Annotated in this window: 17 protein-coding genes; 12 read left to right on the top strand and 5 right to left on the bottom strand. The window is 64.9% G+C overall.

The window, feature by feature from the left end; translation table 11 throughout:
• Positions 1 to 81: 81 nt before the first annotated feature.
• Positions 82 to 501 (bottom strand): PilZ domain-containing protein, encoded by a 420-nt coding sequence (locus tag ACYCAX_RS21285; protein WP_015476833.1) that lies wholly within the window; start codon positions 499 to 501, stop codon positions 82 to 84.
• On the opposite strand from ACYCAX_RS21285, the gene ACYCAX_RS21280 reads away from it, so the two are divergent.
• From ACYCAX_RS21280 to cysB, 5 genes are all read left to right on the top strand, one after another.
• Complete coding sequence (locus tag ACYCAX_RS21280) at positions 500 to 886, top strand: YbbN family protein (RefSeq protein ID WP_041711905.1); 387 nt, start codon at positions 500 to 502, stop codon at positions 884 to 886. The two genes, ACYCAX_RS21285 and ACYCAX_RS21280, sit on opposite strands and share 2 nt — an antisense overlap.
• Positions 886 to 1,833, top strand: a complete 948-nt coding sequence (locus ACYCAX_RS21275) for a putative 2-dehydropantoate 2-reductase (RefSeq protein WP_460248772.1) — start codon at positions 886 to 888, stop codon at positions 1,831 to 1,833. Before ACYCAX_RS21280 ends, ACYCAX_RS21275 begins: the two co-directional genes overlap by 1 nt.
• A 21-nt stretch (positions 1,834 to 1,854) precedes the next feature.
• A complete protein-coding gene (locus tag ACYCAX_RS21270; RefSeq protein ID WP_294975512.1) occupies positions 1,855 to 2,766 on the top strand; it encodes a 5'-nucleotidase in 912 nt (303 codons plus the stop codon).
• 92 nt (positions 2,767 to 2,858) lie between these two features.
• A complete protein-coding gene (locus tag ACYCAX_RS21265; RefSeq protein ID WP_015476837.1) occupies positions 2,859 to 3,344 on the top strand; it encodes a universal stress protein in 486 nt (161 codons plus the stop codon).
• A gap of 165 nt (positions 3,345 to 3,509) precedes the next feature.
• A complete protein-coding gene (gene cysB, locus ACYCAX_RS21260; RefSeq protein WP_015476838.1) occupies positions 3,510 to 4,484 on the top strand; it encodes an HTH-type transcriptional regulator CysB in 975 nt (324 codons plus the stop codon).
• A gap of 128 nt (positions 4,485 to 4,612) precedes the next feature.
• On the opposite strand, the gene ACYCAX_RS21255 is transcribed toward cysB, so the two are convergent.
• From ACYCAX_RS21255 to ACYCAX_RS21245, 3 genes are all read right to left on the bottom strand, one after another.
• A complete protein-coding gene (locus tag ACYCAX_RS21255) occupies positions 4,613 to 5,797 on the bottom strand; it encodes an MFS transporter (protein WP_460248771.1) in 1,185 nt (394 codons plus the stop codon).
• A 75-nt stretch (positions 5,798 to 5,872) separates the two neighbouring features.
• Entirely contained in the window at positions 5,873 to 6,217 is a 345-nt protein-coding gene (locus ACYCAX_RS21250; RefSeq protein ID WP_015476840.1) for a hypothetical protein, read from the bottom strand.
• 85 nt (positions 6,218 to 6,302) lie between these two features.
• Complete coding sequence (locus ACYCAX_RS21245; protein WP_460248770.1) at positions 6,303 to 7,037, bottom strand: phosphoadenylyl-sulfate reductase; 735 nt, start codon at positions 7,035 to 7,037, stop codon at positions 6,303 to 6,305.
• 188 nt (positions 7,038 to 7,225) lie between these two features.
• On the opposite strand from ACYCAX_RS21245, the gene thrH reads away from it, so the two are divergent.
• Complete coding sequence (gene thrH / locus ACYCAX_RS21240; RefSeq protein ID WP_259754150.1) at positions 7,226 to 7,843, top strand: bifunctional phosphoserine phosphatase/homoserine phosphotransferase ThrH; 618 nt, start codon at positions 7,226 to 7,228, stop codon at positions 7,841 to 7,843.
• A 147-nt stretch (positions 7,844 to 7,990) separates the two neighbouring features.
• Here the strand turns inward: thrH and pabB are convergent, their stop codons facing one another.
• On the bottom strand, positions 7,991 to 9,334 hold the full coding sequence (gene pabB / locus ACYCAX_RS21235; RefSeq protein WP_460248769.1) for an aminodeoxychorismate synthase component I: 1,344 nt from the start codon (positions 9,332 to 9,334) through the stop codon (positions 7,991 to 7,993).
• A 164-nt stretch (positions 9,335 to 9,498) separates the two neighbouring features.
• On the opposite strand from pabB, the gene ACYCAX_RS21230 reads away from it, so the two are divergent.
• From ACYCAX_RS21230 to ACYCAX_RS21205, 6 genes are all read left to right on the top strand, one after another.
• The gene (locus tag ACYCAX_RS21230; RefSeq protein ID WP_080636215.1) at positions 9,499 to 12,207 is read left to right on the top strand and encodes a LuxR C-terminal-related transcriptional regulator; all 2,709 of its coding nucleotides are present in this window, start codon (positions 9,499 to 9,501) and stop codon (positions 12,205 to 12,207) included.
• The gene (locus ACYCAX_RS21225; protein WP_015476845.1) at positions 12,208 to 14,931 is read left to right on the top strand and encodes a helix-turn-helix transcriptional regulator; all 2,724 of its coding nucleotides are present in this window, start codon (positions 12,208 to 12,210) and stop codon (positions 14,929 to 14,931) included.
• 229 nt (positions 14,932 to 15,160) lie between these two features.
• Complete coding sequence (locus tag ACYCAX_RS21220; RefSeq protein WP_015476846.1) at positions 15,161 to 15,619, top strand: DUF6160 family protein; 459 nt, start codon at positions 15,161 to 15,163, stop codon at positions 15,617 to 15,619.
• A 74-nt stretch (positions 15,620 to 15,693) separates the two neighbouring features.
• Positions 15,694 to 16,455 (top strand): C39 family peptidase, encoded by a 762-nt coding sequence (locus ACYCAX_RS21215; RefSeq protein WP_015476847.1) that lies wholly within the window; start codon positions 15,694 to 15,696, stop codon positions 16,453 to 16,455.
• Positions 16,456 to 16,503: 48 nt separating this feature from the next.
• Positions 16,504 to 17,508, top strand: a complete 1,005-nt coding sequence (locus ACYCAX_RS21210; protein ID WP_015476848.1) for a transporter — start codon at positions 16,504 to 16,506, stop codon at positions 17,506 to 17,508.
• 18 nt (positions 17,509 to 17,526) lie between these two features.
• Positions 17,527 to 19,125, top strand: coding sequence for an outer membrane protein transport protein (locus ACYCAX_RS21205; RefSeq protein ID WP_086009558.1), 1,599 nt, complete (start codon positions 17,527 to 17,529; stop codon positions 19,123 to 19,125).
• Positions 19,126 to 19,136: the final 11 nt, after the last annotated feature.

Below are 19,136 nucleotides of genomic sequence, written 5' to 3'. Positions count from 1 at the left end.
TCAGGCGTAGCCTCGACAATGGCCCGATGCAGGAAAATGCCCGCAACACGGGCATTTGCGCGACTTTCTGCGGGGTGGCGATCAGACCGCGCAAAACAATGGGAAGTCCTGGGCGTTGTGCGCGATCCATTCCAGGGCGAGCTCTTCGATGGGTTGGGCGACGCCCGACTCCTGCTCGCGCCGCCGCCGGTAGCGTTCTATCTGGCACACCTGCTCGACCATGCGGGCACGGAACAGGGTGTCTTCGTCGATGAAGGCGATGCCCACGACGTACTCGCTGTTCTGCTTGCGGCTCCAGGCCACGACGCCCGGATAGCGGGCGGCATCGCCCAGCAGGGGGATGCGCAACTCGATGGACGTGCCGCGGCGAAAGCCCCGCGGCGAGTTGCACGCCACGCCGCCGAGGCTGATATTGTGCAGGCGCTGGCGCGGCAGGAAGGTCTGCTTGCGGATGACCAGCTCAACCGGAAGGTCACAAGGGTGACGCAGGAACTGACGCATGACGGAATGCTCCGACTGCAATCTTTCTAGTCTTGGCCATTTGAGTATAGTGCCGGCCCTGGAGCTGACCGACCTGGACGCCGACCGCCGGCTGCTTTCCCTGACTGGCGTGTCGCTGCTGGTGTTCACCAGCGAGGGCTGTTCGTCCTGTCGCTGGGCGCGGGCGACGCTGCCGACGTTCGGGCTCCCGGTGGATCGTCTGTGCTGGATCGATGCCGGCCACAGTGGCGGGATGGTGGCGCGCTACGGCGTGTTTCACCTGCCGGCCTTGTTCCTGGTGCGTGACGGCCATTTTCTCGGCCCGGTCCACGCGGCCCTGCGTCCCGAATCCCTGATCGAAGCCTTGTGCGCCGGCCTGTCGCGCCCGGCTGAGGAGTTGCCTTGATGAATCTGCGAATCGGCATCATTGGAACCGGCGCCATCGGCGGTTTCTATGGCCTGATGCTGGCCCGTGCCGGCTATGACGTGCATTTCCTGCTGCGCAGCGAGTACCCGGCCGTGATGGAGAATGGACTGCGCCTGAACAGCCTGGTGCACGGCGAACTGAGCCTGGCGCCGGTGAATGCCTACGAGGATGTGTCCCGGATGCCCCCTTGCGACTGGCTGCTGGTTGGCGCCAAGACCACCAGCAATGCCAGCCTGGCGCCCCTGATCGCCCAGGCGGCCGCCCAGGGGGCCAAGGTCCTGCTGCTGCAGAACGGCCTGGCCGTCGAGGACGAGTTGCGCGCGCTGCTGCCGGATCACCTGCATCTGCTGGGCGGCCTCTGCTTCATCTGCGTGCACCGCGCCGCGCCGGGTGTCGTCGAGCACCAGGCCTTCGGCGCGGTGAACATCGGGTATCACTCCGGCCAGGCGGCGGATGAGCCGGCGCGCCAGGCGATCGTCGAAGAAGGCGTCGGGCTGTTCCGCAACGCCGAACTGGATTCCAATGCCATGCCCAGTCTGGAGCTCGCACGCTGGCAGAAGCTGGTCTGGAACATTCCCTACAACGGTCTCTCGGTGCTGCTCGACAGCGGTACCCGGGCGATCATGGACAACCCCGACAGCCGTGCGCTGGTCGCCGAGCTGATGGAGGAGGTCGTGGCGGGCGCAGCGGCCTGTGGTCATGCGCTGCCGTCGAACATCGTCGGCGCGATGCTGGCCTCGACCGACGCCATGCCGGACTACCTGCCGAGCATGTACCACGATTTCGCGCAGTGCCGTCCGCTGGAACTGGGCGCGATCTACGCCGCGCCGCTGGAGGCCGCGCGCAAGGCAGGGCGCGAGCTGCCGAGGATCGAGGCGCTGTACCGCGCCCTGCGCTTCATCGATGCGCGCAACCAGGCTCGTTGAGCCGCGACACCGGAGGGCGATATGGCGAAGGGGCTGGGCGACAAACTGGTGGTGGCGATCTCCTCGCGGGCGCTGTTCGACCTGCGCGAGAGCCATCAGGTGTATGAGCGCGAGGGTGTCGAAGCCTATCGCCAGTACCAGATCGCTCGAGAGGACGAAGTACTACCGCCCGGCGATGCCTTTGCGCTGGTGCAGAAGCTGCTGGCGCTCAACGGCGACTCGGACAGCGCGCCGGTGGAGGTCATTCTGGTCTCGCGCAACAGCGCCGATACCGGCCTGCGGGTGTTCAACTCGATCCAGCACTACGATCTGGGCATTTCCCGCGCCGCCTTCGTCGGTGGCCGCAGCCCCTATCCCTACCTGAAGGCATTCAACTGCCACCTGTTCCTCTCCACCCACATCGACGATGTTCGCAGTGCGTTGGACGCCGGTTTCGCCGCTGCCACCATTCTTTCCGGAGGCACCCGGCGGGAGAACAATGGAGAGCTGCGCTTCGCCTTCGACGGCGATGCGGTGCTGTTCTCCGACGACTCCGAGCGCGTCTACCAGCAGGGCGGGCTGGAAGCGTTCCAGACCCATGAGCGCGAGTCCGCCCGCCAGCCGCTGGGTGGTGGTCCGTTCAAACCCTTCCTCGCGGCGCTCAACCGGGTGCAGCAGGCATTCCCGCAGGAGTCCTGCCCGATCCGCACGGCGCTGGTCACCGCCCGTTCGGCGCCGGCCCACGAGCGGGTGATCCGTACGCTGCGCGAATGGGACATCCGCCTCGACGAGTCGCTGTTCCTCGGTGGCCTGGACAAGGCCGCGTTCCTCGAAGCCTTCGCCGCCGACGTGTTCTTCGACGACCAGGCGGGGCACTGCGAAAAGGCCTGCGAAGTGGTCGCCACCGGGCATGTGCCGCATGGCGTCAGCAACGAGAAACAGGCTGCCGGATAGCCGTCCGGGCGCGACGTAGGGTCCCTGCGGAGCGTCGGGCGTTCTGCTGCTACGCTGCTGATAGGCCCGCCGCGTAGGCAGTAGGAGGCCGCATGATCCGATCGATTCTTTACGCCACCGACCTTGGCCTCTATGCGCCGTATGTCCTCCAGCATGCCCTCTCGCTGGCCCGCGCCTATGGGGTCCAGTTGTATGTGGTGCATGCCGTGGAGCCGCTGGGCCTGTTCGCCGAGTCGGTGCTGCAGACCTATCTGGACGAAAACACGCTCAAGGAAATGCGCGCCAACGGCCTGGACAACGTCATGGGCAGCATCGAGCAGCGCGTGATGGAAGGTTTTCGCGACGAACTGGGGGAGCCGCGCCAGGACGCGGAGCTGATTCATTCCGTGCGGGTCATTCAGGGGGACCCGCCGATGGTGATTCTCGATGAGGCGCGACGTCTCGGGGTGGATCTGATCGTGGCCGGCAGCCACAGCCACGGGGAAGGGCTGAACACGCCGCTGGGGCGCACCGCGGGGCGTCTGGTGCAACTGGCGGAGGTTCCGCTGTACCTGGTGCCGATGCTCCAGCATCGCTGAGCCATTGTGACAGTGCGTCGGGCAAAGCCTGAATTTCCGTATGGCTTTAGACGAATGGCATGCAGATCGAAAAAAAACGTCTAGTTTTATTCCTTAAACCATTAATATGGTTATAAAACATAAGCCCCTGATCGCGGGTCGCGACATTCTTTCCGAGGGAATTCCATGAAGCTCCAGCAATTGCGCTATATCTGGGAAGTCGCGCACCACGATCTGAACGTTTCGGCCACCGCGCAAAGCCTGTATACGTCCCAGCCCGGCATCAGCAAGCAGATCCGCCTGCTCGAGGACGAGCTGGGCGTCGAAGTCTTCGCCCGCAGCGGCAAGCACCTGACCCGCGTCACCCCGGCCGGCGAGCGCATCATCAATACCGCCGGCGAGATCCTGCGCAAGGTCGAGAGCATCAAGCAGATCGCCCAGGAGTTCTCCAACGAGAAGAAGGGCACGCTGTCCATCGCCACCACCCACACCCAGGCGCGCTACGCGCTGCCGGGCGTGATCAGCGGCTTCATCAAGCAGTACCCGGACGTTTCCCTGCACATGCATCAGGGCACGCCGATGCAGATCGCCGAAATGGCCGCCGACGGCACCGTCGATTTCGCCATCGCCACCGAAGCGCTGGAGCTGTTCGGCGACCTGATCATGATGCCGTGCTACCGCTGGAACCGTTGCGTGATCGTCCCCCAGGGCCACCCGCTGACCAAGGTGCCGAAGCTGACCCTGGAACTGCTGGCCGAGCAACCCATCGTCACCTACGTGTTCGGTTTCACCGGCCGCTCCAAGCTCGACGAAGCCTTCAACCAGCGTGGCCTGGTACCGAAGGTGGTGTTCACCGCCGCCGACGCCGACGTGATCAAGACCTATGTGCGCCTGGGGCTGGGGGTGGGTATCGTCGCCCACATGGCGGTCGATCCGAAGCTCGACAGCGACCTGGTGATGCTCGACGCCAGCCACCTGTTCGAATCCAGCGTGACCAAGATCGGTTTCCGTCGCGGTACCTTCCTGCGTGGCTTCATGTGCGACTTCATCGAGAAGTTCGCCCCGCACCTGACTCGCGACCTGCTGGCCAAGGCTGTGCAGTGCCACAACAAGACCGAGCTGGACGAGTTGTTCGAAGGCATCGAGCTGCCGGTCTACTGATCGCATTCCGCGCCTGATTCTTCGGCGCGGGCCCACGGAAGAACGCCGCGATCCCGACAGGGGCGCGGCGTTTTTGTTTGCTTGTTGATTCGGTACGACTGCTCGCTCCTGCAAAAAAATGCTGGGCTTCAGCGAATACGCCAACGCAACAGCAGCAACGCGACAAAGGCCAACCCCGCGCCGGCGAGGAAGGTGGCGCTGGCGCCGAAGCTCTGCCACAACCACCCGGCCAACACACTGGCCAGCAGCATGGCGAGGCCGCTGGCGAGGTTGAACACGCCGAAGGCGGTGCCCTTGAGGTCGGGCGGCGTGGTGTCGGCGATCAGGGTGGCCAGCAGGCCCTGGGTGAAGCCCATGTGCAAACCCCAGAGCGCCACGCCGACCAGCATCAAGGGCGTGGAATCGGCCCAGGCCAGCAGCAGGTCCGCGGTCACCAGCAGGAGCATGCCGATGCCCAGCAGGCCGATGCGGTCGGTGCGGTCCGACCACCAGCCCACCGGGTAGGCCGAGAGCATGAACAGCAGCGCCATCACCACCATCACCACCGGTGTCCAGGCCATCGGCAGGCCCAGGCCCTGGGCGCGCAGCACCAGGAAGGCTTCGCTGAAGCGCGCGAGGGTGAACACCGCGCCGATCCCGACCACCCACCAGTAGCGCGCCGGGAAGCTGCGCAGCGCGTCGCGGTGGATCGGCGAGCGGAAGCGGTGGGGGCCGGCGGCGTGTTCCGGTTCCTTGACGAAGAAGACGATCGCCAGTACCGCGAGGCCTGCCGGGATGCAGGCGAACCAGAACACCAGCGGCAGGTCGTTGCCCAGCCAGAGCATCAGGGCAATCGCCAGCAAGGGGCCTGCGAAGGCGCCGACGGTATCCATCGACTGGCGCAGTCCGAAGCACGCGCCGCGGATCGCGGCTGGCGCCACATCGGCGATCAGGGCGTCGCGCGGCGCGCCGCGAATGCCCTTGCCGATGCGATCGAGCAGGCGCGCGGCGAAGATGGTTTCCCCGGAAGTGGCCAGCGGGAACAACGGCTTGGACAGCGCCGCCAGCCCGTAGCCGAGCAGCAACAAACCCTTGCGCCGGCCGAGGAAGTCGCTGATGGCGCCGGAGAACACCTTGACGATCAGCGCGCTGGCTTCGGCGATGCCCTCGATCAGGCCGACCGCGAGCATGCTCAGCCCCAGGCTGCCGACCAGGAACAGCGGCAGCAGGCTGTGCAGCAGTTCGGACGAGACGTCCATGAACAGGCTGACGAAACCCAGCGCCCAGACGGTGCCGGGGATACGGGGGCGGGAGCGTTCCGAGCCATCGGGCATGGCCGACGTCCTTGTGTGATGCGGGGGCGGTCAGTATCGGCGACGGGGGATCAAGAAAGCGTCAAGCCGGCCCCTTCAGAGGCGGTCGAGATCGTCGCGGCTGGCCAGCTCCGCCAGCGCCTCGCGGGAATCCAGCGGCAACTCGCCACGGCCCTCCAGCACTTCATGGAGGAAGCTCATGAACACGGTGTAGACGACCTCGCGGCCATCATCGTGGCGGACGACGAAGAAGGGCGCGGTGTCCACCCCGTACTGCGCGGCGACCATCCAGCCGGCGCTGGACGGGTTGCGCTCGTCGGCGACCAGGGTGCGGTCGATGCGCTCCAGATAGCCGCCCTTGACCAGGCGTTCATGGACTTCGCGGCACTTGCGGCAGTCCTGGCCATCGGCCAGGACCTTCTTCACCAGGGTGATGCGCATGGGATCGGCTCCGCCGCAGGCATGCAGGCGTCCGATCCTGGGCTGCGGGCTGACAAGGAAATTTCCGTCAGCCGAGGGTAAGGCCTCAGGCCTTGCTGATCAAATTGCCAGCGTGCAGGCCACACTCTTTCTGCGTGGCTTCTTCCCACCACCAGCGGCCTTCGCGTTCGTGCTGGTTGGGCAGCACGGGGCGGGTGCAGGGCTCGCAGCCGATGCTGATGAAGCCGCGCTCGTGCAGGCTGTTGTAGGGGATTTCCAGCATGCGGATGTAGGCCCACACGTCCTCGCTGCTCATGTTGGCCAGCGGATTGAACTTGTACAGCGGCTTGTCCGGGGTGGAGAAGGCGCTGTCGAGTTCCACCACCGCGACCTGGCTGCGGGTGCCGGGGCTCTGATCCTTGCGCTGACCGGTGGCCCAGGCGGTGACGGTGGACAGCTTGCGCTTGAGCGGCTCGATCTTGCGGATGCCGCAGCACTCGCCGTGGCCGTCCTTGTAGAAGCTGAACAGGCCCTTTTCCTTGACGAAGGCTTCCAGCAGGCGCGGATCGGGCGACATCACTTCGATGGCGATGCCGTAGTGCTCGCGCACCTGCTCGATGAAGCGGTAGGTCTCGGGGTGCAGGCGGCCGGTATCCAGGCTGAACACCTTGACGTTCTTGTTGAGCTTCCAGGCCATGTCCACCAGCACCACGTCCTCGGCGCCGCTGAAGGAGATCCACAGGTCGTCGCCGAAGTGCTCGAAGGCGAACTTCAGGACGTCCTGGGGGGATTTGCTGGCATAGCTCGCGGCGATTTCCGCGATGTCGAACGGATGGCTCATCAGGCGGTATTCCTAGTTTTGGTGGCGCGGGGCGCTCTTTGCCGGGATGGTAGCAAAGAGGCGAATATGCCCCTAAATAACCTTCGGAAAGGTGCACTGTGGTGTTTGGGTATAAGTGCCGCGTTGCACCGCTTCCAGCGAGCGGCTAGAGTGCCGCCTCTCAAGTCAAACCTGCGGGGAAATCGTTCGTGGAAATCGCCTGTCTCGACCTGGAAGGGGTTCTGGTTCCGGAAATCTGGATCGCCTTCGCTGAAAAAACCGGTATCGAAGCGCTCAAGGCGACGACTCGCGATATTCCGGACTACGACGTGCTGATGAAGCAGCGTCTGCGCATCCTCGACGAGCACGGCCTGAAGCTGTCCGACATCCAGGAGGTGATCGCCACCCTGAAGCCCCTGGAGGGCGCGGTGGAGTTCGTCGACTGGCTGCGCGAGCGCTTCCAGGTGGTGATCCTTTCCGACACCTTCTATGAGTTCTCCCAGCCGCTGATGCGCCAGCTCGGTTTCCCGACCCTGCTGTGCCACAAGCTGATCACCGACGAGACCGATCGCGTGGTGGGTTACCAGCTGCGCCAGAAGGATCCGAAGCGTCAGTCGGTCATCGCCTTCAAGAGCCTGTACTACCGTGTGATCGCCGCAGGCGATTCCTACAACGACACCACCATGCTCTCCGAAGCCCACGCCGGCATCCTGTTCCACGCGCCGGACAACGTGATCCGCGAGTTCCCGCAGTTCCCGGCGGTGCACACCTATGAGGACCTGAAGAAGGAATTCCTCAAGGCGTCCAACCGCCCGCTCAGCCTGTAACACTGGCTGTGACGAAAAAGCCCCGCGAATGCGGGGCTTTTTCTTTCCGGCTTTTTGTAGGAGCGAGCTTGCTCGCGAACCGCCCAACTCCGATGTGGCCGGGAATCTGTTCGCGAGCAAGCTCGCTCCTACAGGGAACACCCCGGCTCAGAGGCTTTCCAGGGTGCGCAGGAGAACGTCGACCTTGGTCAGCGACTCCTCGTACTCTTCCTGCCAGTCCGAGTCGGCGACGATGCCGCCGCCCCCCCAGCAACTGGCCTGGCCATCCTTCAGCAGCACGGTGCGGATGGCGATGGAACTGTCCATCTCGCCGCGTACGTCGAGGTAGAGCAGGCTGCCGCAGTAGATGCTGCGCCGGGTCGGCTCCAGTTCGTCGATGATCTGCATGGCGCGGACCTTCGGCGCGCCGGTGATGGAGCCGCCGGGGAAGCTGCCTTCGAGCAGGTCCAGGGCATCCTTGCCGTCCGCCAGCTCTCCGGTGACGCTGCTGACCAGGTGGTGGACGTTGGGGTAGGTCTCCAGTGCGAACAGTTCTGGTACCCGCACGCTGCCGGGGCGGCAACTGCGGCCCAGGTCGTTGCGCAGCAGGTCGACGATCATCAGGTTCTCGGCGCGGTCCTTCTCGCTGGCCAGCAGCGCCTCGGCGTTGGCCTGGTCCGCCTCGGGCGTTGCGCCGCGCGGACGGGTGCCCTTGATCGGGCGGGTTTCCACCTGGCGGCCGTGGAGCTGGATGAAACGCTCCGGCGACAGGCTCAGCACCGCGCCGTCCGGCAATTCCAGGTAGCCGGCGAAGGGCGTCGGACAGGCTTCGCGCAGCGCCTGGTAGGCCAGCCACGGCGAGCCGCTGTACGGTGCGCGGAAGCGCTGGGTGTAGTTCACCTGGTAGCAGTCGCCGTCGAGGATGTAGCGGTGCACCCGCTCCAGGGCGTCGCGGTACTGCCCGCGCTCGAGATCCGGGCGGAACGGGGCGCCGAGGCGGAAGGGCGGCAGCGGCCCGGTCTGCGCAGCGCCCTCGAACAGCGCCACCAGCCGCTCGCGCTCGTTCGGCGGCAGGGCCGGGTGGAACACCAGTTGGCTGGTGCGTTCCTGGTGATCGGTCACCTGCGCCCAGGCATAGAGCCCGAGGCGGGCATCGGGCAGGTCGAGGTCGTCGCGTGCGGGCGCGGCCAGGCGTTCGATGCGGCGGCCGAAGTCGTAGCTCAGGTAGCCGATCATTCCGCCGACGAATGGCAGGTTCCGATTGTCCGGCGTCTGGACTTCGCCGAGGCTCTGCAACGCGCTTCGTACCCTGGCGAAAAAGCCTTTGGCCGATTCGTCGGCGGTCGGTGCCAGTTCTGCCAATGGCCAGGCGCTCAGAAGGTCATAGCGTCCACGGGTGGCAAAAGGTCGGCCGGCATCCAGCAGGACGGCGCCGGGTGCACGATGGATCAGGGCGAAGCGGTCACCAGGATCTTCCCGATAGGGAAGAGGGTGTATGAAGCAGTGAGACATGAGTGAAAGCGTGCAAGGCGAATGAGAGGTTTCTAACTCGTCTGAATCATTGATCCTAGAGCCATTTCTTCAGTTTACGTAGGAAACGCATTCTGTTAAGAATTGGATTATCCCGCGGAGACTATGCTCCGTACCACAACGATAATGACACAGGGATACAGGCCGTGGATGTAGTACTCGAACCCGCAGCCGGCAGCCTTCTGCGCTCCAGATTAACACCCCCCCAGGTGCCTGCTGACTATTTGATTCGTCCCAGGATCCAGAATGCTCTGGATCGTCATCCTTACGCCTCGGTCTTGTCCTTCGCCGCTCCGGTCGGTTTTGGCAAGACTACCGCCCTTGCTGCGCTGGCCAGAGCCCGTGAACTGGACGGCAATGCCGTCGCCTGGATTTCGCTCGAAGAGCAGGACGACGACCCTGGCCGCTTCTGCCTGAAGCTGATCCAGGCGCTGGCCGGTGCCTTGCCGGGCTCCGGCGAAGATGCCTTGGGTTACTTGCAGAACACCATGCGCGTGCCGGTGGTGGCGGTGATGGAAAGCCTGCTGATCGACCTGTCGCGCGATGAGCGCAAGGTCCTGCTGGTGCTGGACGATCTCCATGCGATCAGTCATGCCGACGTGTTTGCCGGCCTCAACCGCCTGGTGCAGTACGCACCGCCCGGGCTCACCCTGGCTATCGGCAGCCGGTCGCAACCCCCGCTGAACCTCGCCACCTGGCGTGCCAAGGGCCTGTTGCTGGAGATCGGCCAGGACGAGCTGCGCCTGAGCGAGGACGAAACCCGCGAATACCTCGCCCGTGACGGCGTGCAGTTGGAAGACGCCTGCCTGCACAACCTGCACAGCCAGACCGAAGGCTGGGTGGCCGGCGTACACCTGGTCAGCCTGTGGCTACGCCAGCAACCGGGGGTGCCGGAAGATCTCACTTCGCTCAGCAGCGACAAGGCTGCCGTGGGGGATTACCTGCTGCGGGCCGTGTTCGAGCGCCTGCCGGGCGATATCCAGGATGCGCTGCTGGCGCTGAGCATTGCCAATCGGCTGAGCGGCGACCTGGCCAATACCCTGACCGGTCGCCAGGATGGCCAGGCGTTGCTGGAGCATCTGGACAGCATGCAGCTGTTCCTCCTGCCGCTGGACCGCGACCGCCAGTGGTACCGTTTCCACCAACTGTTCGCCGATTTCCTCCGGGCGCGCCTGCACGAGTGCGATCCGGAGCGCTTCAAGCAACTGCACTTCAACGCAAGCCTGTGGTTCACCAACCACCACATGCCGACCCTGGCCATCGAGCACGCCTGCCTGGCCGAGGACCCGGAGATGCTCGCCGCGCTGGTGGATGGCTGCGGCCTGGAGCTGATCAACCGTGGCCAGCTGTACCTGATCTCGCGCTGGCGTCGCCATGTGCCGAACGAGATTGCCGGGCGCTATCCGATCTTGGTGCTCAGCGATGTCTGGACCCGCGCCTCGGAACTCAGCCTGCCCGAAGCCAACCGCATGATCGACGAGCTGCTGGCGCGCTGGGGCGACCACAAGGGCAGCGGCCCGATGGGCGACCAGTACCTTTCCGCGCTGGCGGTGAAAGCCGTGCTGGCGTTGCAGAAGGACGATCTGGAGCAGTGCATCACCCTGGCACGCCGGGTGGAAAGCCAACTGGGGCAGAACTCCGCCTTCCTCGAGGGGGCGGTCCTGCTGATCGCCGCGTTCGCCCAGGTCGTCCGCGGCCAGGCCGATCAGGCCCGACGGCTGATGGGATTGGCGCAGCAGCGCAATCATTTCCTCGATGGCCGCTACCTGCACATGCAGCTCTCCACCATCGAGGTGGTGCTGGCGCTGGAGCAGGGCCAGGTCAAGCAGGCGCAACTGCTCATCGAACGTCTCCGCCAGCAGGCGATGCCGCTGTTCGACAAACGCTCCCAGGCCCTGGCGCTGCCGACCATCGCCGAAGCGCTGACCGCCTATTACCGCACCGACATCGACGGCCTCGAAGAGCGCCTGCGCTGGGCGCTGGGACGGGTCGACGTGGTCAACCCGATCGACCTCTATGCCCAGGGCATGCAGTGCCTGGCGCGTGTCCAGCGCCTGCAGGGGCGCGGCAAGGAAGCGTTGAGCACGCTCGGCCTGATGCAGACCCTGGCCTCGCGCAACCACTCCTGGCGCTTCTTCGCCCTGGCGGTGGGTGAGGAAATCAATCTGATCCTCCAGGAGCCGGCCGCCGACCGCTGCAAGCGCGCCGAGCAGCGCCTGAAGGCCATCGACTGGCAGAAGCTCGCCAGCCATTACAAGCAGATGCCATTCAACCCGGTGCTCTGGGTACAGGGCATCAGTCGCGTACGCCTGTTGCAGGCGCGCGGGCATTTCAGCGAGGCGCTGCACGAGATCACCCAGCTGCGCGGCATGCTGCAACCCGGCTGGCATGGCCTGCAACGCCTGCGCCTGGACCTGCTGGCGGCGCTGAGCTACCAGCGCCTGGGGTATCAGGAGCGCTCCCACAGCCTGCTCGGGCAATGCCTGGTTGGCGCCGAGCGGGAAGGGGTGAGGAGCATTTTCATCGAAGAAGGCGAGGGGATTCGCCAGTTGCTGCAGCAGCTCGAATCCACTGAGCGACAACCGGCCTTGCAGGCGTTCATTCGAGGAATGCTGACCGTCTGGCCGGGGCAGGAAGCACGCAGGTCGCCCGAGGCGCTCGAGGAAGGTCTGACCGACCGCGAGCGCGAGGTGGTGTGTCTGGCCGCGCAGGGCCTCTCCAACGAGGAGATCGGCCGACAACTGTCGCTGGCGCTTGGCACCGTCAAATGGCACCTGCACAACATCTACGAGAAGCTCAAGGTGCGCAATCGTACCCAGGCGATCCGCCGTGCCCGCGAGCTGAGTCTGCTCTGAATGACGACCGTGACCTCCCTGGCGCAGCCGCCGATGCCGCTACTGCGCACCAAACTGTTCCCGCCGCGCACCGACAGCACCGTGCTGCTGCCGCGCCGCGCGCTGATCGACCGCCTGTTCGCCGCCCGCCAGCAGCGGGTGCTGGTGCTCAGTGCGCCGGCGGGGTTCGGCAAGAGCACCGCGCTCAGCCTGTTCCGCCAGCGCCTGCAACAGAGCGGGGCGCGGGTGGCCTGGCTGTCCTGCGACGAGGGCGACAGCGAACCGCAGCGCCTGGTGCAGTACCTGGTGGCGAGTATCAGCAGCGTCGAGGAGGGCTTCGGCGCCAACACCTCGAACCTGCTGCAGTCGGACATGACCCTGCCGCTGGAGGGCATCATCGATGCCTTCCTCTCCGACCTGCGACGGCTGGACGGCCCGCTGTACCTGTTCCTCGATGACTTCCACCAGATTCGCCATCCGGCGCTGGCCCACGGCGCGCGCTACCTGATCGAGCACCTGCCGGACAATGTGCGGCTGGTCACCAGCACGCGGTATCGCCCGCGCTTCCTGGTCGACGAACCGGCACTCGCGCCGCTGACCTTCTGCCTGAGCGGCGATGACCTGCGCCTCACCCGTGAAGAGACCGACACCTACCTCATCGAGCTCAAGGGGCTGTCGCTCAGCGATGCCGAGCTCAATCTGCTGCACAAGCGCACCGAGGGCTGGATCACCGCGCTGCACCTGGCGGCGCTGGCGCTGGCGCGGCATCCGGATCGCACGGCGTTCCTCAAGGGGCTGTCCGGCTCCGAGCGCGACCTTGCCGATTACCTGGCCGAGGACGTGCTGCGCAGCCTGCCCGAATCGTTGCAGCAGTTCCTCGACCAGACCTCGGTGCTGGATGAGTTCTGCGCGGAGCTGTGCAATGCCCTGACCGGTCGCCGCGACGGCCTGGACATGCTGATGCGGCTGCAGAACGAGCAGTTGTTCATCATCCCGTTGGACGATCAGCGCGAGTGGTTCCGTTACCACCACCTGTTCGCCGAGTTTCTCCAGGGCCGCCTGGCCCGGCACACGGACCCGACGCCATTGCTGCACGCCGCGGCACGCTGGTGCGAGAGCCGGGACATGGCCGACCGGGCGATCAAGTACGCGCTGCGCGCGCGCGACTATGCTTTCGCCGCCGACCTGCTGGAGCGCCAGGGCGCCAAGCTGATCGCCGGCAATCGCGTCTACGGGATCCTCGGCATGCTCGGCAGCATTCCCGCCGAGGTGATTCGCGAGCATCCGGTGTTCCAGATTTTCTACGCCTGGCAGTTGGCCTTCGAGCAGAAATTCGCCGAGGCCGAGGCGCTGATCGAGGAGCTCAGCGTCCGCTTGTTGCAGGGGCAGGGCACGGTGCGCAACTTCGGCCTGGCCGAGTTGCTGGCGGTGGCCCAGGTGCTCAAGGCACTGGTGCTGCTCTACCAGGACAAGCTGGAGGGCTGCCTGAAGGTGGCCCGCCAGTGGCTGGCCCTGGTGCCGGCCAACCAGCCGGTGTTCCGCGCCAGCCTGTCCTGCATCCAGGCGGCGGCCTACGCGTTGCTGGGGGATTACGCCGAAGCGGCCAGGGCCATTGGCATCGCTCAGGAGTGCCTGCGCATAGCCGACAGCGAATACCTGCAGGTCGTGGTGAGCATGATCGAGGCGCTGATCTGCAAGGAGCGCGGCGAGCTGGAGCGCGGCCGCACCATCGCCGAGAGCGCGCGCAGCCGGGTGGATCGGGTGTTCGGCCGCCGCAGCCGGGTCGGCGGCCCGCTGTCGCTGGCGTATGCGGACATTCTCTACGAGCAGGATCGGCATGCCGCGATCCTCGCCGAACTGCCCCTGGCGACCACCTGGCGCGATGTTGCCACGCCGGTGGAGCTGCTCAGTCGTGGCCAGTTGGTGATGGCCAAGGCGCGTTTCTTCGCCGGCGAGGCGGAACAGGGACTGGCTCAGCTCGACGAATGGCTGGTTGGCCTGCAGACGCCGGGCTATGAGCGGGTCCATGCGTTGGCCATGAGCTGCAAGGTGCAACTGCTGTTGTGGATGCGCCGGCCGAACGAGGCGGAGCGGGTGTGCCTGCAACTGGCGCGGCATCTCTCCGGGCTCTCCGCCGAGCGCTATGCCGACGCCCAGGCTGCGCTGGTAATGGCCGAGGCACGGCTGGCACTGTCGGAGCGCCATGCCGAGCGCGCGCAGCAGCGCCTGGAGGCTTGCCTGGCGGGCTATACCTCGCCCTATCAACGCGACCGGCGGTTGCGCCTGTCGTTGTTACTTTCTGTGGCGTTTTGGCAGAAAGGTAACAGCGAAAAAGCCTTCGCTTTGTTTGCGCCGACGCTGGAAGAGGCCTGGAACCTGGGTTACCGCCGGCTGTTCCAGGACGACGCGCTGTGGCTGCTGCCGCTGTGGGAAGCCTGGAAGGGCGCCGAGCCCAAGCGCGCCGCCGCCTGGCAGGGCGTGGCGGAAATGCTCCGCGAACAGTGCCGCAGGCTCTCTGTCGATCCAGAAAGTTTCGATGAAAATCAAGATGTTAGCCATCGAGAGCGGGAGATCCTGCGGCTCGTGGCGGCGGGCTTGTCGAACCGCGACATCGCCCAGGCGGTGCATCTGTCGGAGGCCACCATCAAGTGGCACTTGCACAACCTGTTTGCCAAGCTGGGTGTGCGCAGTCGGACCCAGGCGGTACTCAAGGGCAAGAGCCTGGGATTGCTCAGCGAAGCCTGAGTCGGAGGGTGGGTTTTGCGCCATCCCTTGGATGGGCTGGCAGGTGGAAGTCGGGTCAGTAGCTTGGAGATCAGGACGCGAAGCCTGGTGCTTCACGAATCCATGCCCGCGGCGCCTAGGGAAGCAGTCGCGGGTCTGGAGGACCGGCATAGCCGGTCGACCTGCAGCGGGCTAGGACGCCCCTTGCAGTGCCTGGGGCAACCCACCTGAACACTGGAGAGAAATAACAATGAAAAAAATCAAGCAACTGATTCTTGCAAGTGCAGTTCTGGCTACTCCGTTCCTGGCACATGCCGACATGCAATCCATGGATGACGCGGCACTGTCCGGTGTGACCGGCCAGGATGGCATCAGCATCGCCGGTACCTTCAATGCTCAGATCGGTGCGGTGACTTACCAGGACACCGATACCGACGGCGGCTCCCTGGTGCTCGAAGGCATCCACCTGCCGAGCGTGACCATCGCCGACAACGCCCCGCTGACCGTCGACGTGGTGACCACCAGCATCACTCCGAGCGGCGGCGGCACCGCTGTTGCGACCCAGCAACTGCAACTGGGCCTGCCCAGCATCACCGGCAACGTCACCGTCGATGCCGTCAAGGTGGGCGACACTGGCGCCAGCATCGGCTCTCTGACCGTTTCCAACCTGAACCTGGCCGGTTCCCAGGTTCGCATCTGGGGTCACTGATCGGTTCCGCGTAGCAGCAAACGGGCCTTGCCGGCGTTCAGCCGGCAAGGCTTTTCCCGATCGAGGAGGGGTGGATGTTCGAGATACTGCTGGGAAGCCTGCTGGGGCTGTTCGGTTTTACCCAGGCCGTGGATACCAAGCCGCAACAGCAGGGCACAGTGAACATCTCGCAACCGCTCACGCCCAATGGACCGTTCCGCGAATCGGTGCAGCTCGAACCGATGAGCCAGGTACAGTTCCGCAATGTGATTCGCCAGGCCTACGACTACAGCTGCGGCTCGGCGGCGCTCACCACGCTGCTGGACTATTACCTGGGGCGCAACCTGGAAGAACGTCAGGTCATGGAAGGCCTGATCAAGTACGGCGAGGCCGACAAGATCGTCCAGCGCCGTGGATTTTCGCTTCTGGACATGAAGCGCTACGCCGCCGCGCTCGGCTACAAGAGTGGCGGCTTCCGTGCCGAGTTCTCCGACCTGGACTCGCTCGAACACCCGGCGCTGGTGCCGATCCACTATGCCGGCTTCAAGCATTTCGTCGTGGTCCGCGATGTCTACAACGACCACGTCTTCGTTGCCGATCCTGCCTTGGGCAACATCAGTTTCACCCGCGCCCGTTTCGAGGATATCTGGGACCAGAACGTACTGTTCGTCATCTACCCCAGCGGCCAGGAGCCCAGGAACGCCCTGGAGCTGAGGGAAGCCGACCTGCGCCTGGTGGACGACCGTACCGTCAGCCTGCTGGCCTTCCGGGAGTTCCCGGAAATGAGCAAGTTCACCCAGAACCAGATCGGGGAGGCCGCCTCCGGTGGGGATGTCCAGTACATCCGCCGCAAATGATTGCCTGATCGGCCCGTACGAATAAGAACAAGACCAGGGGATAGCAACATGAATTTGAAGGGGTTTGCGTGCGTTGCCGCTCTGGCCTTGCTGGTCAGTACCGCCGTTGCGGCGGACGAGACGTCATCCGAAGATGCACGCGATGCGCTGGCCAAGAAGGACAGCGATGCCGACAGCGCCAAGGCGCTCGAAGAGGTGTTCCAGGCCGCCGAGAAGAGCTACACCCTGCTCAAGAAGGGCGAGCGCCAGCTCACCTACGGTTTCGACTATTCGATGATGCGCGACACCCGCCTGCAGGCGGTGCGCAGCGGTGAGAACGTCTACAGCGTGCTGGCGCAGAGCGAGGCGCAGCACACGTTCACCAACTCGTTCACCTTCGACTACGGCATCTGGGACAACCTCACCTTCAGCATGCGCCTGCCGTTCGTGGCCAAGTACGACACCGAGCGCGATATCCATGCCTACAGCCTGGGCGACATCTCCGCGACCCTGCGCTGGCAGCCCTGGCCGTCGCGCCGCGGGCGCCCGGTCACCACCCTCTACGCCACCCTCGGCCTGCCCACCGGCGACAGCCCCTACGACATGAACGTGGAGAAGGACGTCTCCACCGGCAATGGCTACTACAGCCTGGGCGTGGGTGCCAACTCGTCCTACGTGATCGATCCGGTCGTGCTCTACGGCTCGCTCGGTTACACCTACAACATGCAGGTCGACAACATCCACCAGACCCAGTACGGCGAAGAGCTGGAGAAGGTGGTGCCGGGCGATACCATCAACTTCGCGATGGGCATGGCCTACGCGCTGTCCTACGACGTTTCGCTCGCCACCTCCTACCAGATGGCCTACTCGCTGAAGAACAAGTACTACTTCAACGACCGGACGGTGGAGGCGCCGGAGCAGACCAGCGCGATCATGAACTTCTCGCTGGGCCTTCGAACGTCACCCGATTACATCGTCAACGTGAACGCCGGTTTCGGTCTGACCGAAGACTCGCCGGATGTACTGCTGGGGCTCTCCCTTCCCCTGGATATCCAAGGCCTCAAAGCCCAGTAACCGACGAGCGAACTCCACATGACTATGCGCATTTCGCCACTCGCGTTGGCGATGGCAGGGGTGAGCCTTGGCTGGTCGTCACTGGCGGGCGCCCAACTGGCCAACGACCTGACCATCGGCAACCCCAAGGCTATGGCGATGGCCAACGCCGTCACCGCCGACTCCACCGGCATCGACGCGGTGCACTACAACCCCGCGGCCCTGACCAAGCTCAAGGGGCGGCAGACCGCGATCAAGCTGGTCACCGGGGTGATGGACATCCGCGCTGATTTCAACGCGCCGCCCAACTATGGCGACTCCGCGTTCGGTATCGATGACGATCCGGTCGCCAACAGCGGCAGCCGTACCCTGACGCCGACCATGTACCTGCCGGGCCTGGGCGGGATGACCGACATGCCGCTGCTGGTGGCGCCGCTGGCCGGGCTGTCGATCAACCCGCCGGGATCGAAGTTCACCTTCGCCACCAACGTCTACGCACCGCAGGCGCTGGGCTACTCGCGCGATTCCGACAGCGACCCGGCGCGCTTCGAAGGGCGCCGCGTATCGCTGCAGCGCATCACCTACTTCTCGCCTTCGCTGGGCTACCAGGTCAACGACGATCTTTCGGTGGGATTGTCCGTGGGTTTCTCGCACCAGGCGATGGCGCTGGACACCGACTTCCGCAACCCCGGCCTGCTCACCGGCCTGCTGCAGACCCTGCACGACACCACCTGCGTGCCGGGCGCGCAGGAAATCGTCGAACTGGTGTTCAACGTCTGCGGCGGCCGCATCGGCCCCTACGACTCGCTGGCCAACCTCAAGCTGGACATGCAGCAGAGTCTCTCGCCGAGCTTCAACCTCGGCATCCTCTGGGAACCCCGCGACTGGTTCGCCTGGGGCGCGACCTACCAGAGCGAGTCGCGCATGCATCTGAAGGGCAAGTACCGGGTCGACTACACCGAGGACTGGCAGGGCTTCTGGTCGGGCCTGCAAGGCTCGATCTTCGGCGCCTTCCTGAGCCCGCTGTTCCCCTACGGCAACACCGACGAGGAACACGGCGTGGCGACGCTGAACATGGTCAACCCGGACAGCTTCTCCACCGGCATCAAGCTGCGCCCATTCGACAAGTGGCAGTTCAACTTCGACCTGAAGTGGACCGACTACAGCGACTGGAACAAGCTGGAGATCGAGTTCGACAAGGAGCTCGACCTGCTGCGCATCGCCAAGAACTTCGCGCCCAACGGCGCCACCGACCACAGCATCATCCTCGACCGCGGCTACCAGGACACCTGGAGCTACGCGATGGGTATGCAGTACGACGTCAACGACCGCCTGCAACTGCGCGCCGGCTACGAGTACCGTCCATCGGCGATCCCCAAGGATAAGGCCGATGCCCTGGTGCCGATCGGCGATGCCGACCTCTACGGCCTCGGCCTGGGCTACCAGTGGGACAAGGACACGGTGATCGACCTGGGCTTCAACTACTTCGTCTCCAAGCAGCACATCAAGGCCGGCACCAGCTGCAACCTGAACTGCACCGGCATCGACAACCTGGTCTACAACCCCTATGCGGGGCTTGACGTCGATACCACGGTGAAGGCCTATATCTTCGCCATGACCTACCGGACGACTTTCTGAGGGCACCGGAC

It is taken from the genome of Pseudomonas sp. MT3 (assembly GCF_054720805.1).
This window is presented reverse-complemented; position numbering and strand designations above follow the sequence as displayed.

What these genes read in the sequence shown, in the direction of transcription:
- ACYCAX_RS21280 (WP_041711905.1), top strand. Translation starts at nt 500, where the DNA reads ATGACGGAATGCTCCGACTGCAATCTTTCTAGTCTTGGCCATTTGAGT.
- ACYCAX_RS21285 (WP_015476833.1), bottom strand. Translation starts at nt 501, where the DNA reads ATGCGTCAGTTCCTGCGTCACCCTTGTGACCTTCCGGTTGAGCTGGTC.
- ACYCAX_RS21275 (WP_460248772.1), top strand. Translation starts at nt 886, where the DNA reads ATGAATCTGCGAATCGGCATCATTGGAACCGGCGCCATCGGCGGTTTC.
- ACYCAX_RS21270 (WP_294975512.1), top strand. Translation starts at nt 1,855, where the DNA reads ATGGCGAAGGGGCTGGGCGACAAACTGGTGGTGGCGATCTCCTCGCGG.
- ACYCAX_RS21265 (WP_015476837.1), top strand. Translation starts at nt 2,859, where the DNA reads ATGATCCGATCGATTCTTTACGCCACCGACCTTGGCCTCTATGCGCCG.
- cysB (WP_015476838.1), top strand. Translation starts at nt 3,510, where the DNA reads ATGAAGCTCCAGCAATTGCGCTATATCTGGGAAGTCGCGCACCACGAT.
- ACYCAX_RS21255 (WP_460248771.1), bottom strand. Translation starts at nt 5,797, where the DNA reads ATGCCCGATGGCTCGGAACGCTCCCGCCCCCGTATCCCCGGCACCGTC.
- ACYCAX_RS21250 (WP_015476840.1), bottom strand. Translation starts at nt 6,217, where the DNA reads ATGCGCATCACCCTGGTGAAGAAGGTCCTGGCCGATGGCCAGGACTGC.
- ACYCAX_RS21245 (WP_460248770.1), bottom strand. Translation starts at nt 7,037, where the DNA reads ATGAGCCATCCGTTCGACATCGCGGAAATCGCCGCGAGCTATGCCAGC.
- pabB (WP_460248769.1), bottom strand. Translation starts at nt 9,334, where the DNA reads ATGTCTCACTGCTTCATACACCCTCTTCCCTATCGGGAAGATCCTGGT.
- ACYCAX_RS21225 (WP_015476845.1), top strand. Translation starts at nt 12,208, where the DNA reads ATGACGACCGTGACCTCCCTGGCGCAGCCGCCGATGCCGCTACTGCGC.
- ACYCAX_RS21220 (WP_015476846.1), top strand. Translation starts at nt 15,161, where the DNA reads ATGAAAAAAATCAAGCAACTGATTCTTGCAAGTGCAGTTCTGGCTACT.
- ACYCAX_RS21215 (WP_015476847.1), top strand. Translation starts at nt 15,694, where the DNA reads ATGTTCGAGATACTGCTGGGAAGCCTGCTGGGGCTGTTCGGTTTTACC.
- ACYCAX_RS21210 (WP_015476848.1), top strand. Translation starts at nt 16,504, where the DNA reads ATGAATTTGAAGGGGTTTGCGTGCGTTGCCGCTCTGGCCTTGCTGGTC.
- ACYCAX_RS21205 (WP_086009558.1), top strand. Translation starts at nt 17,527, where the DNA reads ATGACTATGCGCATTTCGCCACTCGCGTTGGCGATGGCAGGGGTGAGC.